Source organism: Caenimonas aquaedulcis (assembly GCF_015831345.1).
GTDB lineage: Bacteria > Pseudomonadota > Gammaproteobacteria > Burkholderiales > Burkholderiaceae_C > Ramlibacter > Ramlibacter aquaedulcis.
In genome coordinates, this window is sequence record NZ_JADWYS010000001.1 from 757965 (window position 1) to 772858 (window position 14894).

Below are 14894 nucleotides of genomic sequence, written 5' to 3' on the forward strand. Positions count from 1 at the left end.
GCTGGCAGAAGGAGTCGCATGCTATCCTTTGCGCCAACAAAGCGCGAAGGCGGGCGACGCCCTGCCCGCAGCGCGACGCAGGCCACATCCAAGACATCCGAGGACATCCATGAGACTGATTCTGTTGGGCGCGCCGGGCGCGGGCAAAGGAACGCAGGCCACCTTCCTGTGCCAGAAGTACGGCATCCCGCAAATCTCCACCGGTGACATGCTGCGCGCCGCCGTCAAGGCCGGCACGCCGCTCGGCCTCGCGGCGAAGAAGGTCATGGACTCGGGCGCGCTGGTCAGCGACGACATCATCATCGGCCTCGTGAAGGAGCGCATCGCGCAGGCCGATTGCGCCAACGGCTTCCTGTTCGACGGCTTCCCCCGCACGATCCCGCAGGCCGACGCGATGAAGAACGCGGGCGTCAAGCTTGACTACGTGCTGGAGATCGACGTGCCGTTCGAGGCGATCATCGAGCGCATCAGCGGCCGGCGCTCGCACCCGGCGTCGGGGCGCACCTACCACTTGAAGTTCAATCCGCCGAAGGTGGCGGGCAAGGACGACGTCACGGGCGAACCGCTGGTGCAGCGCGAAGACGACAAGGAAGAAACCGTCAAGAAGCGCCTCGAGGTGTACTCGGCGCAGACTCGTCCGCTGGTCGCCTACTACTCGGACTGGGCCAAGGCCGATCCGGTCAACGGTCCGCGCTATCGCGCCATCAACGGCACGGGCACGGTGGAAGAAATCACCGCGCGCGCACTGCAGGCCCTGTCGGCCTGATCACCCCAGCAATTCCAGCACCAGCGCAATCCGCGCCTTGGCGGCCGACATCGCGGCCGCCGGAAACCGGTCGTCGCCACGCGCCAGCACCACGCCTTCGGCGCAGCGGCTCGTACGCACGATCTTCGTTCCCGCAGCCTGCGCGTTGAGCAAGGCCGCTTCGAGGTCGCGATGCACGGTGCCGTTGCCCGTCGCCGCGACCACGAGGCCGTCCACCCCCTGCTGGACAAGAGCGTTCACCAGCGCGCCACCCGCGCCCGCATGGCTGGTGACGATTTCCACGCGCGGCAGTGAGGTGGCAGCCACGAAGCGCTCCAACACCCCCGGCGCGGGCCGCGGCACGGGCCAGGCGCGGAGCTGCCGCACGCGCCCCTCTTCCACGTAACCGACGGCGCCGGCATCGCCGGAGCTGAACGCATCGAGCCTGTAGGTGTGCCGCTTCGCGACGTCGGCGGCGGAATGGATCACCCCGGCGCAGACCGCGGTGACGCCCTGCGCGCCCGGATGGAGCGCCACGGCCGCGGCGTCCAGCATGTTCTGCGGCCCATCGGGCGCCATCGCGGTCGCGGGGCGCATGGCACAAGTGAGAACCACGGGCTTGGCGGGCGAAAGGACAGCCTGAAGGAAAAACGCGGTCTCCTCCAGCGTGTCCGTGCCGTGCGTGATCACGAGGCCCGCGATGTCGTCGCGGCCGAGCCAGTGCGCGCAGCGCAGCGCGAGCGCGCGCCAGACCTCGAAGCTCATGTCCTTGCTGTCGACCTGGGCCACCTGCTCCGCGCCGGCCACCACGTCGCGCAGCCCGGGCACGGCGTCGAGCAATTCCTCGACGCCCACTTGCCCCGCCGTGTAGCCGATGTTGTCCCCGGCACTGGCGGCCCGTCCGGCAATCGTGCCGCCCGTTGCCAAAACCACAATTTTTTTGCGCGTCACTTGCACACTTTCCAAAACTGTTTAAAAATACAGGTACTGGATATCAACACAGTGGAGTGCCCTTCATGCTCGACACGCCCAAGCTCACCGCCCGACAGCAACAGATTCTGGACCTCATCCAGAGCGCCATCGCACGCACCGGCGCCCCGCCGACCCGTGCGGAGATCGCGACGGAACTCGGTTTCAAGTCCGCTAACGCCGCGGAGGAACACCTGCAGGCGCTCGCCCGCAAGGGCGTGATCGAGCTCGTCAGCGGCACCTCGCGCGGCATCCGTCTGCGCAGCGAGGCACTCCGCTCCATCAACGAATCGCGCAACAAGCAATTCTCGCTGCCCTTGCAGACGCTCGCGCAACTGGCCCTGCCCCTGGTCGGCCGTGTGGCTGCCGGTTCACCCATCCTCGCGCAGGAACACGTGGACCAGACCTACTACGTCGAGAGCTCGCTGTTCCAGCGCCGGCCCGACTACCTGCTGAAAGTGCGCGGCATGTCCATGCGAGACGCCGGCATCATGGACGGCGACCTGCTCGCAGTACAAGCCACGAAAGACGCGAAGAACGGTCAGATCATCGTGGCTCGCCTGGGCGACGACGTAACAGTGAAGCGTTTTCGCCGCAACAAGCACCTGATCGAACTGCACGCGGAAAACCCCGACTACCCGACCATCGTCGTCGAGCCCGGTGAAGCCTTCGAGATCGAGGGCCTGGCCGTCGGCCTGATCCGCAACACGATGCTCATGTAGGGCGCCAGCATCCCGGGCACTGCCGCAGGTGGCGGGCGTATGGCGCAAAGCCATCACCCTGCGGAAGCCCTCTTCATTTCAATCCTGCCGTGGTCCAACTCTGGAATTCAAGGAGTCATTCAAATGGGAATCACGATGCTCACCCTCGGCGGATTGTTCGCCCCCCTGCAGGCGTTGGTGGCGTGGCTGGCGCCGTCCCGTCCCGCCGAACCACGTGGGCACGCGCCTGCACGTGCAGCGACTGCAAACGCGGCAGTGGCACATGCGCCCGCAAGACGCGTACCTCCCCTGCGCGTGGTGCGGCTGGTGGAATCGCCTTGCGGGCCGGCGGCTGCCGGCCGGATGTTCATGTCCGGCCGCATGGCAGACGTGTGCGCCGAGCTCGACCGCCTGGCGGCGCTCGAGGCGGCAGCGGGCTGACCGCGCGGGCCGTGACGCTCAGCCCTTGTTGAGCGTGGCACCAGCGAGGTAATCGGCCTTGCCCAGCTCCACGCCGTTGTGCCGCAAGATCGCGTAGGCCATGGTCACGTGGAAGTGGAAGTTCGCCAAGGCCCAGTGCTTGAGGTAGGCCTCGCCCGTCATGGTGCGCGTCGTCTCGCGGCCCACGGGGAAGGTGATTTCCTTGGCCTCGGTGCCGTCGAGCTTGTCCGCAGGCACGCTCGACAGGTAGTCGATCGTCTTCTGGATGCGCGCCTTCAGCTCCGGGAAGCTCGCCTCGTTGTCCTCGAACTTCGGGGCTTCCACGCCCGAGATCCGCGAGATGCCGTTCTTCGCGGCGTCGCAGGCAATCTGGATCTGCCGCGTGAAGGGCAGCATGTCCGGTGCCAGGCGGTACTGCAGCAGGACGGACGGATCGTACTTGCGTGATTCGGCGTTGGCGACGGCCTTGTCGAGGATGTGGCTGAGGTTGCCCAGCATGGCCTTGAAGACGGGAATGCTGGCGGAATACATGGAAATGCTCATGGGATGCTCCTCGTTTTGGTCGAAACGCCGATGCTAACGGCCGCGCCACAACTCTGCTTGGCGGGGGCCGGCCGGCCCGAGGCACAATCGAGCCATGAACATCGTAATCCTCGACGATTACCAGGACGCAGTACGCAAGCTTCGCTGCGCTTCCAAGCTGGAAGCCTACCCGGCCAAGGTCTACACGAACACGGTGAAGGGCATCGGCCAGCTGTCGGTCCGGCTGCGCGACGCGGACGTGATCGTGCTGATCCGGGAACGCACGCACCTCACGCGGCAGCTGCTCGAAAAACTCCCGCGGCTTCGGCTGATCTCGCAAACCGGGCGCGTCGGCGCGCACGTGGACGTGCAGGCCTGCACCGAGCGGGGCATCCCGGTCGCGGAGGGCGTGGGCTCTCCCGTGGCTCCTGCCGAACTCACATGGGCGCTCATCATGGCCGCCATGCGGCGCCTGCCGCAGTACATCGGCACACTCAAGCACGGCGCCTGGCAGCAGTCGGGCATGAAGTCGGCGTCGATGCCGGTGAATTTCGGGCTGGGCGTGGTGCTCAGGGGCCGCACGCTGGGCATCTGGGGGTACGGCAAGATCGGCCAGCTCGTCGCCGGTTACGGCAAGGCCTTCGGCATGCAGATCCTGGTGTGGGGCAGTCCCTCCGCACGCGAACGGGCAGTCAACGACGGCTTCCAGGCCGCGGGCTCGCGTGAAGAGCTCTTCGCCGAGAGCGACGTGCTCAGCGTGCACCTGCGCCTGGCGGACGAAACCACCGGCATCGTGACCCTGGAAGACCTCGGCCGCATGAAGCCCACGGCGCTCTTCGTCAATACCTCGCGTGCGGAGCTCGTCGAGCCCGAGGCGTTGATTGCCGCCCTCAATCGCGGCCGCCCGGGCATGGCGGCCGTGGACGTCTTCGAGAGCGAACCCATCCTGCAGGGCCACGCGCTGCTGCGGCTGGAGAACTGCATCTGCACGCCGCACATCGGCTATGTGGAGCTCGACAGCTACGAGATGTACTTCGGCTCCGCGTTCGACAACGTGGTGAACTTCATCAAGGGCACGCCGACCAACATCGTCAATCCCGGCGCGCTCCAGGTCCGCCGCTGACCCCATGGCCCGCATGCCGTCCGTGCTGTGGCCGCTGCTGTTCGGCAATTTCGTCATCGGCACTGGCGTGATGGTCGTGCCGGGCACGCTGAACGAGATCAGCAGTTCGCTCGACATCTCCGTGGCGACGGCGGGCCAACTCATTTCCGCTGCGGCGCTGCTCATGTGCATCGGCGCACCCCTGTGCGCCGCGGTGGTGGCGGGATGGGACCGGCGCCGCCTCCTCGCGCTCTCGATGGTCTGGTACGGCGCGCTGCACCTGGCGTCGACGCTCTCCACCACCTTCGCCGCCCTGCTCCCCTTGCGCGTGCTCACGATGATCGCTCCCGCGATCTTCACGCCCCAGGCCGCGGCATGCGTGGGCCTGCTGGTGCCGCCCGAGCAGCGCGGCCGCGCGATCACCTTCGTGTTCCTGGGCTGGTCCGTCGCATCGGTGCTGGGCATGCCGATCGGGGCGTACATCGGCGGCACGCTCGGCTGGCGCAGCGCCTTCGGCGCCATCGGGCTCCTCAGCCTGGCGAGTGCCGTGTGGGTGTGGCGTGCGATGCCCGACGGCGTGAAGCCGCCGGCCCTCTCGGCCGCCGCCTGGCGGGAGACTTTCACGTCGCGTCCGCTGATGCTCTGCGTCCTCGTCACCATGCTGTATTCGGCCGGCCAGTTCGTGCTCTTCTCGTACTTCGCGCCGTACTACAAGATGAAGATCGGCATCACGCCCGGCCAACTCGGCCTGATGTTCATGTGGTTCGGCGCCTTCGGCTTCATCGGCAACATGCTGATGTCGCGCTACATCGACCGCATCGGCGCGCCGATGTCGGTGATGCTCGCCGTCGGCGCGATGGCGCTCACCATGCTCATATGGCCGCTGGGCACGACCCTCATGCTTGCCGCGCTCGTGTCCATCCCGTGGGCGCTCGGCTGCTTCTCGTCGAATTCGGCGCAGCAGGCGCGGCTCGTCGGAATCGCGCCGACGCTCGCCTCGGGATCCATCGCGCTCAACAGCTCCGCCATGTACGCGGGCCAGGCCATCGGCGCCGCGAGCGGCGGCTGGATGATCTCGCAGGGCGCCATGGACCACCTGCATTGGGCCGGGCTCATCGGCCTGCTGCTGTCGATGGCGGTGAGCGCCATCGCCACGCGATCGCTTGCGCTTCGGCCCGCCTGAAGCCCACGCGGGATAATCCGCCGCATGACACTCTCTTTCGACTCCGTGGGCGTGGTCGGCGCGGGCGCGATGGGCCGCGGCATCGCGCAGATCGCCGCGCAGGCCGGCAGCACCGTCCACCTCTACGACACGCAGCCGCAGGCCGTCGCCAAGGCGCGCGACGAGATCTTTTCGCAATGGGACAGGCAGCTCGAGAAGGGCCGCTTGGACGCACAGCAGGTGCAGGCCTGCAAACAGCGCCTGCTGACCTCGGATTCGCTCCAGGCCCTGTCGACGTGCGCCCTCGTGATCGAAGCCGTGGTGGAGCGGCTCGACGTGAAGAAGTCCCTCTTCGCCGAACTCGAAGGCGTCGTCGATGCGTCGGCCGTGCTCGCGACCAACACGTCGTCGCTGTCCGTCACCGCCATTGCCGCCGGGATGAAGCATCCCGCCCGCTTTGCCGGCTACCACTTCTTCAACCCCGTGCCGCTCATGAAGGTGGTGGAGGTGATCGCCGGGCTCAAGACGGACGCGGCAGTCTGCGAGCGGCTCGCCGCGTACGCGCGCGACATGGGCCACACGCCCGTGCAGGCGCAGGACACGCCCGGCTTCATCGTCAACCACGCGGGCCGCGCCTACGGCACCGAAGCGCTGCGCATCGTCGGCGAAGGCGTCGCGGATTTCGCGACGATCGACCGCATCCTGCGCGACCAAGTCGGCTTCAAGCTCGGCCCCTTCGAGTTGATGGACCTCACGGCGCTGGACGTGTCGCATCCGGTGATGGAGTCGATCTACCGCCAGTACTACGATGAGCCGCGCTACCGCCCGAGCGTCATCACGGCGCAGCGCCTCGCGGGCGGCGTCGTCGGACGCAAGGTTGGCGAAGGCTTCTACCGCTACACCGGTGGCAAGGCGCAGATCACGCCCGAAGGCGCCGCGCCGCAGGTCGACGAGATGCCGCCCGTGTGGGTCTCCACGCGCGCCGCGCGCCGCTCCGAACTCCTGCAATTGCTCAAGGACCTGGGCGCGAAGATCGAGACCGGGCAGTCGCCCTCCGCACAGGCTTTGACCTTTGTGGCGCCGCTGGGCTTCGACGTGACGACCGTCGCCGTCGTCGAACGTCTCGACCCGGCGCGCACCGTCGGGATCGACATGCTGGTGGAGGACGCCGCGACGAAACGCCGCGTGATCGCCACCAATCCCGCGACCCGCACGGACATGCGCGACGCCGCCCACGCCCTGCTGTCGCGCGACGGCAAGCCCGTGAGCGTCATCCGCGACTCCGCCGGCTTCGTGACGCAGCGCGTCGTCGCCTGCATCGTCAACATCGCCTCGGACATCTGCCAGCAGCGCATCTGCAGCCCGGCCGATCTCGAAACCGCTGTCACGCTGGGGCTCGGCTACCCGATGGGCCCGCTCGCCATGGGTAACCGCTGGGGGCCGGACAGCATCCTCGAGGTGCTGTTCAACATGCAGACGGTGTACGGCGATCCGCGTTATCGTCCGAGCCCCTGGCTGCGGCGCCGCGGCGCCATCGGCCTGTCGCTGCTGCACGAGGAATCCTGACCCGCCATGACGTCCGAACTCAAGAGCACCACCCAGGGCCGCACCATGGTGCTGGCCATCAGCAACCCGGACCAGCGCAACGCCCTCAGCCCCGAGATGTACGCGGCGGGCGTCGAGGCGCTCAGCGTCGCCGAATCGAATCCGGAAGTCCGCTCGGTCATCCTGACCGGGGAAGGCAGCATGTTCTGCGCCGGCGGCAACCTGCAGCGGCTGCTGTCCAACCGCCAGCAGCCGCCGGAGGTGCAGGCGCAGTCGGTGGAAGCGCTGCACGGATGGGTCGAGGCGATCCGCACGTTTCCCAAGCCGGTGATCGCCGCGGTCGAGGGCGCCGCCGCCGGCGCGGGTTTCTCGCTCGCGCTCGCCTGCGACTTCATCGTCGCCGCGCAGGACGCCATCTTCGTCATGGCCTACAGCACGGTGGGCTTGTCGCCCGACGCCGGCGCGACCTGGAGCCTCGCACGCGCGCTGCCCCGCCAGCTCGCCAGCGAATTGCTGATGGGTGCCGAGCGCATCGGCGCCGCGCGTCTGCATGAGCTGGGCATCGTCAATCGGGTGTCCGCTCCCGGTGCGGCACTGGAAGAGGCGTTCGCGCTGACGCAGCGGCTGAACGAACGCGCCCCCAATGCCCTGGCCAGCATCAAGGAGCTGCTCAGCGATGCCGCGGGCGCCACGCTCAGCCACCACCTCGGCGACGAGCGCGACCATTTCGTTCGAAACCTGCATCACGCCAACGCCGGTGTCGGCATCGCCGCGTTCCTCGCCCGGGAAAAACCGCGCTACGAGTGACGCACGGGGGACAACCCCGTTGTTTTCGCGGGGCCCCACACGCGACAATGGCCATGGAACCAGTCACTTGCAAGACAGCCCATGGACGACCCCATTCTTACCATCGAAGAACGAGAGGCGATCAATACCGGTCGCTGGTTTTCCGCGTTGTCGCCTTCCCTGCGGCACGACATTCTTCGATGCGCCTACGTCAAACGGTACAAGGACGGCGAACTGATCTGCGCCCGCGGCGACGCGGCCGACGAGTGGAGCGCGGTCGCGCGCGGCGCGGTGCGGGTGAGCTCCACCTCGATCACGGGCAAGCAGGTGACGCTCACGTACGTGGAGCCGGGCATCTGGTTCGGCGACGTCGCGATTTTCGACGGCGACCGCCGCACGCACGATGCCTATGCGCACGGCGACACCACGATGCTGTCGGTCTCGCGCGGCGACCTGCGCAAGATCCTCACGCAGCACGTCGAGCTGTACGAAGCGCTGTTGCGGCTGCACGCGCGCCGCATCCGCCAGCTGTTCGGGCTGGTGGAAGACCTGAACACCCTGCCGCTGCGCGCGCGCCTGGCCAAGCAATTGAGCCACCTGGTGCGCAGCTACGGCGTGCCGTCGCTGTCCGATGGGCGCGAGGTGCGCATCGGCCTGCAGCTGGCGCAGGAAGAACTCGCGCAGCTGCTGGGCGCGTCGCGCCAGCGCGTGAACCAGGAATTGAAGGCGATGGAGCGCGAGGAAGTGATCCGCATCGAGCCGGGCGGGCTCGTCGTGCGCAACCGCGAAGCGCTGCTTCGAATCATCGACACGGATGTGGCATGAGCCCCGCACGGCCGCCCGAAGGGGCTCGCACCGCAGTGCGCAGCACGCAGGTTTCCAAATGAACTACGACCACTTCATCGGCACCCGGCCGGTTTCCGACAAGCACGCGTTCGACACCGCCGCACTGACGGCCTGGCTGGAGAAAAACCTCGAAGGATTCGCCGGTCCGCTGACGGTGGAGATGTTCAAGGGCGGGCAGTCCAACCCCACGTACAAGCTCGTTACGCCCAAGCAAAGCTACGTAATGCGCGCCAAGCCGGGGCCGGTGGCCAAACTGCTGCCGTCGGCCCATGCGATCGAGCGTGAATTCGCGGTGATGCGCGGCCTGTACGGCACCGACGTCCCGGTGCCCCGCATGTATTGCCTGTGCGAGGACGAATCCGTCATCGGCCGCGCGTTCTACATCATGGAGTGCATGGAAGGCCGCGTGATCTGGGACCAGGCACTGCCCGGCATGACACCCGCCCAGCGCGGCGAGATCTACGACGAGATGAATCGCGTCATCTCCGCGCTGCACACGGTGAAATTCGCGGACCGCGGCCTGGCGGCGTACGGAAAGCCGGGTAATTACTTCGACCGCCAGATCGGCCGCTGGAGCAAGCAGTACAAGGCGTCCGCCGACGGCGCGGGCCCCATGAGCCAGCCCATCCCGGAGATGGAAGAACTCGTCGCCTGGCTGCCCGCGCACATCCCGGCGGCGGCGCGCGACGAAAGCAAGGTGTCCATCGTGCACGGCGACTTCCGGCTGGACAACCTGATGTTCCACGCGACCGAGCCGCGCGTGATCGCGGTGCTCGACTGGGAGCTCTCCACCCTGGGGCATCCGCTCGCCGACTTCAGCTACCACTGCATGGCCTGGCACATCCCGCACAGCCAGGCACGGGGCATCGGCGGGCTGGACTATGCGGCGCTGGGCATCCCCACGGAAGACGACTACATCCGCCGCTACTGCGAGCGCACCGGCCTCACGACACCGGCCGAATTGCGCGCGGACTGGAACTTCTACATGGCCTACAACCTGTTCCGCATCGCCGCGATCCTGCAGGGGATCGCCAAGCGCGTCGAGGCAGGCACGGCGTCGAGCGCACAGGCGGCCGCCAACGCCGCGGGCGCCAAGCCGATGGCGCAACTCGCCTGGCAGTTCGCCCAGAAGGCCTGAGCCGCCGCACCGCCCCATCACCGATTTACCCAAGGAAGACACATGGACTTCGAATACTCCCCCAAGACACGCGAACTGCAGGCCAAGCTGCTGAAGTTCATGGACGACTACATCTACCCTGCGGAGAAGGACTACGAAGCCGAGATGCTCGCCAACACGCAGGCGGGCAAACGCTGGAGCGCCCTGCAGACCGTGGAGAAGCTGAAGGTGCAGGCCCGGAAGGCCGGGCTCTGGAACCTCTTCCTGCCGGTGGACAGCGCCTCGGCTTCGGGGTACGAGGGCGCGGGCCTCACGAACCAGGAATACGCGCCGCTCGCCGAGATCATGGGCCGCGTGCCATGGGCGAGCGAAGCCTTCAACTGCTCGGCCCCGGACACCGGCAACATGGAGACGATCGCGCGCTACGGCTCGGAGGCGATCAAGGCGCGCTGGCTGAAGCCCCTGCTGGAAGGCCAGATCCGCTCGGCCTTCGCGATGACCGAGCCGGAAGTCGCGTCCTCGGACGCGACCAACATCAGCACGCGCATCGAGCGCCAGGGCGACGAATACGTCATCAACGGCCATAAGTGGTGGATCTCCGGCGCGGCCGACCCGCGCTGCGCCGTGTTCATCACCATGGGCAAGACCGACCCGGAAGCCCCGCGCCATTCGCAGCAGAGCATGGTGATCGTGCCGGCGGACGCCAAGGGCATCCGCATCGTGCGCCCGCTGACTGTCTTCGGCTACGACGACGCGCCGCACGGCCACGTCGAGATGTATTTCGAGAACGTCCGCGTCCCCGTGGACAACATCCTGCTCGGCGAGGGCCGCGGCTTCGAGATCGCGCAAGGGCGCCTGGGCCCGGGTCGCATCCACCACTGCATGCGCCTCATCGGCCTGGCCGAGCGCGCGCTCGAGCTGATGTGCCGCCGCTCGCTGGCGCGCGTCGCATTTGGCAAGACGGTGGCGCAGCAGACGGTGACGCAGGAGCGCATCGCGGAAGCCCGCTGCAAGATCGACATGGCGCGCCTGCTCACGCTCAAGGCGGCGTGGCTGATGGACGTGGCCGGAAACAAGGTCGCCAAGAACGAGATCGCGATGATCAAGGTGGTCGCGCCGACGATGGCGTGCCAGGTGATCGACTGGGCCATGCAGGCGCATGGCGGCGGCGGCGTCAGCGGGGACTTCCCCCTGGCCTCGGCCTATGCCGGCGCGCGCACGCTGCGCTTCGCGGACGGCCCGGATGAGGTGCACCGCAATGCGATCGCGAAGTGGGAGCTCGGCAAGTACGGCGCCTACGGCGCGGACGCGCAGGTGCCCATCACCCGCGGCTCCTGACGCGCTAGCGCCGGAAGGTACCCAGGGCCGACTCGCAGGCGGTCGTGAAGATCAGCGAGGCGTGCTGCAGCGTGGCGATGTCGGCCGGGGTGTACTCCATGCGCAGGTAGGCCTTGCCGTTCATCAGCAGCACCATGAACGGAACCTCGGCGCTGGGCCCCGGCTTGGGCCACTGGAGCGCCAGGTGCGCGAGCGAATCGCCGATCCACGCCATGGCGTTCTCGCGGCGGTCGGTGAGCACGCTGTAGCGTTCCCAGAACTCGCGCGGCAGCCCTTCCCAACCCACTTCCTGGAACATGGCCAGCCAGCGCATCTCCTCCGGGAGGCTGCTGTCCACCGAGGTCTGCAGGTTGTCCGTGTAGATCTGGTAAGCGCGCTTTTCGAGCGCTTCCTTGAGCGCGCGGTTCATGATCAGGATCGCGACGTTCTCGTCGATACCGAGCTCACCGCGCGCCCGCACTTCCTCGCCGAGGATGTAGTTGCGCGTCGGGCGGCCCAGCTGAATGCGCCAGGGCCGGCCGCCGATCTTGCCTTCGAGCGCGATGCCCTGGTTGGCGCCATCGACCGAAAAGGCAAAGCCCTGGGTGCCGGCCCATTCGGAGACGGGGCCGTGCGACAGCTGGGACGGGGGACCTTCGGCGTCCCTGGACCCGCGGGAGAAGGCTTTTTTGATGCGCTCGAACATACTGCGTGCGATTCACCTAAAGTGCCATTATCAGTAAAACACGTGAAGGAGCTCCATGATCGATGCGTATTCGTGGGCTACGCCCAACGGGCACAAGGTTCACATCATGCTGGAGGAGTGCGGCCTGCCCTATAAGGCGATCCCGGTGGACATCGGCGCCGGCGACCAGTTCAAGCCCGACTTCCTGAAGATCAGCCCGAACAACAAGATTCCGGCCATCGTGGACCCCGATGGCCCGGACGGCAAGCCCATCTCGGTGTTCGAGTCCGGCGCGATCCTCGTGTACCTGGCCGCCAAGACGGGCAAGTTCCTCCCCCGGGGCGACCGCGAAAAGTTCGAGGTGCTGGAGTGGCTGATGTTCCAGATGGGCGGCGTCGGCCCGATGCTCGGCCAGGCGCACCACTTTCGCGGCTACGCGCCCGAGAAGATCACCTATGCGATCGACCGGTACACCAATGAGGCGAAGCGCCTGTACGGCGTCATCGACCGGCGGCTCGCGCAGAGCCCGTGGCTGGGCGGCAAGGAATATTCGATCGCCGACATCGCGACCTTCCCCTGGCTGCGCAGCTGGGAGCGCCAGGGCATCGTCATCACCGACTACCCGCACCTGAAGAAGTGGTTCGACACCATCGCCGCGCGTCCGGCCGTGAAGCGCGGGGTGGAGGTGCTGGCGGGAATGCGCAAGCCGATCACGGACGAGAAGGCGCGCGAAGTGCTGTTCGGCAAGACGCAGTACGAGCGGCGGTGAGCGTGCGTCGGAAGGGGTGGCCTGCCCGGAGGGAATCGAACCCCCGACAACTTGCTTAGAAGGCAAGTGCTCTATCCAACTGAGCTACGGGCAGCGGATGGACAAAAGGCCCCGAGGGGCCTTTGTTGTTCTGGTCGGAGCGAGAGGATTCGAACCTCCGACCCTCTGGTCCCAAACCAGATGCGCTACCAGACTGCGCTACGCTCCGACAGCCCGCATTCTAGCCGGTGGGGGCTCCGCCACCCGGCCCTCCCCTACACTCGGCCCCCATGCGCCCCCTCTTCCGTGCCGCTGCCTGGCTGGTGTTGCCCCTCGCGGCGCTCCTGTTCGCGCAGTGGCCGCTGCGGGACCTCGTCCAGGCCTACTCGCGGCAAGCGAACGACTTTGCGCAGGTTCTCTTCGCGGTGTACATGGCCTTCGCGGTGAGCGCGGCCGGCCGCGACGGCGTGCACCTCGCGGCCGCGCACGCGCCCGCTGAGCAGCCCACCGCCCCTTCCCGCTGGCGCGCCTGGGCGCTCTTCGCATGCACCGCGCCCTGGGCGCTCTTCCTGCTGTGGAGCTCGGCTGCGTCGACGTGGCAGTCGGTGCGCCAGCTGGAACACTTCGGCGAAACGCTGAACCCGGGCTTCTTCCTCATCAAGCTGTCACTGTGGGCGCTGGCGGCGCTGGTGCTCGCCGACGCCGTGCGCAGTCTCGTTCGTCCCGCCGGGGACCGCGCATGAACGCGGTCGGCCTCGCGATGCTATTGGTGCTGGGCGTGACGATCGTCGCCACGGGTTTGCCGGTGTGGGCCTTGCTGGTCGGCGTGGCCGGCGCCTTCGCCGCGACGGGCCTCGCAGCGGGCACCTTCGACGCAGGAATCCTCTCGGCGCTGGGGCCGCGCATCGTCAACCTGCTGGAGCATGACCTGTTGCAGGCGCTGCCCCTGTACGTGTTCGTGGGCGTGCTGCTGCAGCGTGTCGCCATCGCCGACGCGCTCTTCGCATCCGCCGCGCGGCTCCTGCGCCGCACCGGCGCCGGCACGCCGCTCGCCGCGCTGGCGGTGGGCACGCTCGTCGCCCCGATGAACGGCTCGGTGGCGTCGAGTTCCGCCTTGCTCGGGCGGCTGGTGGCGCCGCGGCTCGCCGGCGTCGAACCCGCCCGCGCGATCACGCTGGTGAGCGTGGCCGCAACGATCGGCGTCGTCGTGCCGCCGTCCCTCGTGCTGATCCTGCTGGGCGACGCGATGCTGCGCGCGCATACCGAGGCCAGCAACCTGCCCGGCTTCACGCTCGGTACGCAACGCATCGTCAACACGCAGGACATCCTCCATGCCGCGCTGCTCCCGGCCGCAGTGCTGCTGGCCCTGTGGGCGCTGGTCGCGTGGCTGCGCGCGCGGCCACCTGCATCAACCGATGCAGCCGCACCGGTGTCGCGCATGCAAGTCTTCCAGGCGGCGACGACCGCCTTGGTCATCGTGCTGCTGCTGGGCGGCGTCTTCGTCGGCAAGCTGTTCGCGGTGGAGGCCGCCGCGATGGGCGGGTGCCTGCTGGCGGTGGTCACGCTGGTCACGCGCGCCCTCGACCGCGCCCAGTGGGAGTCCGTGCTGCGCGACACGCTGGCACTCAGTGGCGCCCTGTTCGCGCTGCTCGTGGGCGCGACCACGTTCAGCCTGGTCTTTCGCGTGTTCGGCACCGACAAGCTGCTCGCGCAATGGGTGTTGGCATCGCCGCTGCCCGCACCGGCGACAGCCGCCGCCGTGCTCTTGCTCGTGGCCCTGTGCGCGTGGGTGCTCGACGCGTTCGAGATGATCTTCGTGATCATCCCCATCGTCGCGCCGCTCCTGATCGTGCAGCTCGGTGACGCGCAGCAGGTCGCGGTGCTGCTGCTGCTTGTCCTGCAATTGAGTTTTCTCGTGCCGCCGATGGGCTATGCGGTGCTGATGGCGCGGACGCGTTCGGGGCTGCCCCGCGTGGGCACGGGCGCCCTGCTGCGTTCGCTGTCACCCTTCATGGCGGCGCAGGTCGTCGTGCTGGGGTTGGTGTTCGCGTGGCCGCGCGCGGTGCATCTGCTCGACCCGGCCGTCGTCGCCGTACCGGCGGACGCGCCTGTGCCGTCGGAGCAGGATGTCGTGCGGCAGATGGAAGAGATGTCGCGGCAGCAGGAGCCCGAAGCGCAGCCTCCTGCCGATGCCGCGAGCAAATAGCG

Annotated in this window: 15 protein-coding genes and 2 tRNA genes; 12 read left to right on the forward strand and 5 right to left on the reverse strand. The window is 67.8% G+C overall.

The features are described 5' to 3' along the window. Positions 1 to 109: 109 nt before the first annotated feature. On the forward strand, positions 110 to 766 hold the full coding sequence (gene adk / locus I5803_RS03535; RefSeq protein WP_196985027.1) for an adenylate kinase: 657 nt from the start codon (positions 110 to 112) through the stop codon (positions 764 to 766). On the opposite strand, the gene I5803_RS03540 is transcribed toward adk, so the two are convergent. After that, complete coding sequence (locus I5803_RS03540) at positions 767 to 1672, reverse strand: asparaginase (protein WP_231402328.1); 906 nt, start codon at positions 1670 to 1672, stop codon at positions 767 to 769. It lies immediately after the preceding gene. 89 nt (positions 1673 to 1761) lie between these two features. On the opposite strand from I5803_RS03540, the gene lexA reads away from it, so the two are divergent. Continuing rightward, positions 1762 to 2436: a transcriptional repressor LexA gene (gene lexA, locus I5803_RS03545; protein ID WP_196985029.1), complete on the forward strand. Its 675-nt coding sequence runs from the start codon at positions 1762 to 1764 to the stop codon at positions 2434 to 2436. A 438-nt stretch (positions 2437 to 2874) separates the two neighbouring features. On the opposite strand, the gene I5803_RS03555 is transcribed toward lexA, so the two are convergent. Then, complete coding sequence (locus I5803_RS03555; RefSeq protein WP_196985031.1) at positions 2875 to 3399, reverse strand: DUF1993 domain-containing protein; 525 nt, start codon at positions 3397 to 3399, stop codon at positions 2875 to 2877. Positions 3400 to 3493: 94 nt separating this feature from the next. Between I5803_RS03555 and I5803_RS03560 the strand changes: the two genes are divergently transcribed. From I5803_RS03560 to I5803_RS03590, 7 genes are all read left to right on the forward strand, one after another. Next, complete coding sequence (locus tag I5803_RS03560; protein WP_196985032.1) at positions 3494 to 4501, forward strand: D-2-hydroxyacid dehydrogenase family protein; 1008 nt, start codon at positions 3494 to 3496, stop codon at positions 4499 to 4501. A 4-nt stretch (positions 4502 to 4505) separates the two neighbouring features. After that, positions 4506 to 5663, forward strand: a complete 1158-nt coding sequence (locus I5803_RS03565; RefSeq protein WP_196985033.1) for an MFS transporter — start codon at positions 4506 to 4508, stop codon at positions 5661 to 5663. 24 nt (positions 5664 to 5687) lie between these two features. Then, positions 5688 to 7208 (forward strand): 3-hydroxyacyl-CoA dehydrogenase, encoded by a 1521-nt coding sequence (locus I5803_RS03570; RefSeq protein WP_196985034.1) that lies wholly within the window; start codon positions 5688 to 5690, stop codon positions 7206 to 7208. 6 nt (positions 7209 to 7214) lie between these two features. After that, entirely contained in the window at positions 7215 to 7994 is a 780-nt protein-coding gene (locus tag I5803_RS03575; RefSeq protein WP_196985035.1) for an oxepin-CoA hydrolase, alternative type, read from the forward strand. Positions 7995 to 8075: 81 nt separating this feature from the next. Next, on the forward strand, positions 8076 to 8798 hold the full coding sequence (locus tag I5803_RS03580; protein WP_196985036.1) for a Crp/Fnr family transcriptional regulator: 723 nt from the start codon (positions 8076 to 8078) through the stop codon (positions 8796 to 8798). A gap of 58 nt (positions 8799 to 8856) precedes the next feature. Further along, positions 8857 to 9957: a phosphotransferase gene (locus I5803_RS03585; RefSeq protein WP_196985037.1), complete on the forward strand. Its 1101-nt coding sequence runs from the start codon at positions 8857 to 8859 to the stop codon at positions 9955 to 9957. A 42-nt stretch (positions 9958 to 9999) separates the two neighbouring features. Continuing rightward, on the forward strand, positions 10000 to 11274 hold the full coding sequence (locus I5803_RS03590) for an acyl-CoA dehydrogenase family protein (protein WP_196985038.1): 1275 nt from the start codon (positions 10000 to 10002) through the stop codon (positions 11272 to 11274). 4 nt (positions 11275 to 11278) lie between these two features. Here the strand turns inward: I5803_RS03590 and I5803_RS03595 are convergent, their stop codons facing one another. Continuing rightward, entirely contained in the window at positions 11279 to 11959 is a 681-nt protein-coding gene (locus I5803_RS03595; RefSeq protein ID WP_196985039.1) for a hypothetical protein, read from the reverse strand. A gap of 55 nt (positions 11960 to 12014) precedes the next feature. Between I5803_RS03595 and I5803_RS03600 the strand changes: the two genes are divergently transcribed. After that, positions 12015 to 12707 (forward strand): glutathione binding-like protein, encoded by a 693-nt coding sequence (locus I5803_RS03600; protein ID WP_196985040.1) that lies wholly within the window; start codon positions 12015 to 12017, stop codon positions 12705 to 12707. 17 nt (positions 12708 to 12724) lie between these two features. On the opposite strand, the gene I5803_RS03605 is transcribed toward I5803_RS03600, so the two are convergent. Continuing rightward, positions 12725 to 12801: transfer RNA gene (locus tag I5803_RS03605), tRNA-Arg, on the reverse strand. Between the two features lie 37 nt (positions 12802 to 12838). Continuing rightward, positions 12839 to 12915, reverse strand: a tRNA-Pro gene (locus I5803_RS03610). Positions 12916 to 12976: 61 nt separating this feature from the next. Between I5803_RS03610 and I5803_RS03615 the strand changes: the two genes are divergently transcribed. Both I5803_RS03615 and I5803_RS03620 read left to right on the forward strand, forming a co-directional pair. Then, positions 12977 to 13429, forward strand: a complete 453-nt coding sequence (locus I5803_RS03615; RefSeq protein ID WP_196985041.1) for a C4-dicarboxylate ABC transporter substrate-binding protein — start codon at positions 12977 to 12979, stop codon at positions 13427 to 13429. Continuing rightward, positions 13426 to 14892 carry a TRAP transporter large permease subunit gene (locus tag I5803_RS03620; protein ID WP_196985042.1) on the forward strand — a complete coding sequence of 489 codons (1467 nt, stop codon included), beginning with the start codon at positions 13426 to 13428 and terminating at the stop codon, positions 14890 to 14892. Before I5803_RS03615 ends, I5803_RS03620 begins: the two co-directional genes overlap by 4 nt. The last annotated feature ends 2 nt before the right edge of the window (positions 14893 to 14894 follow it).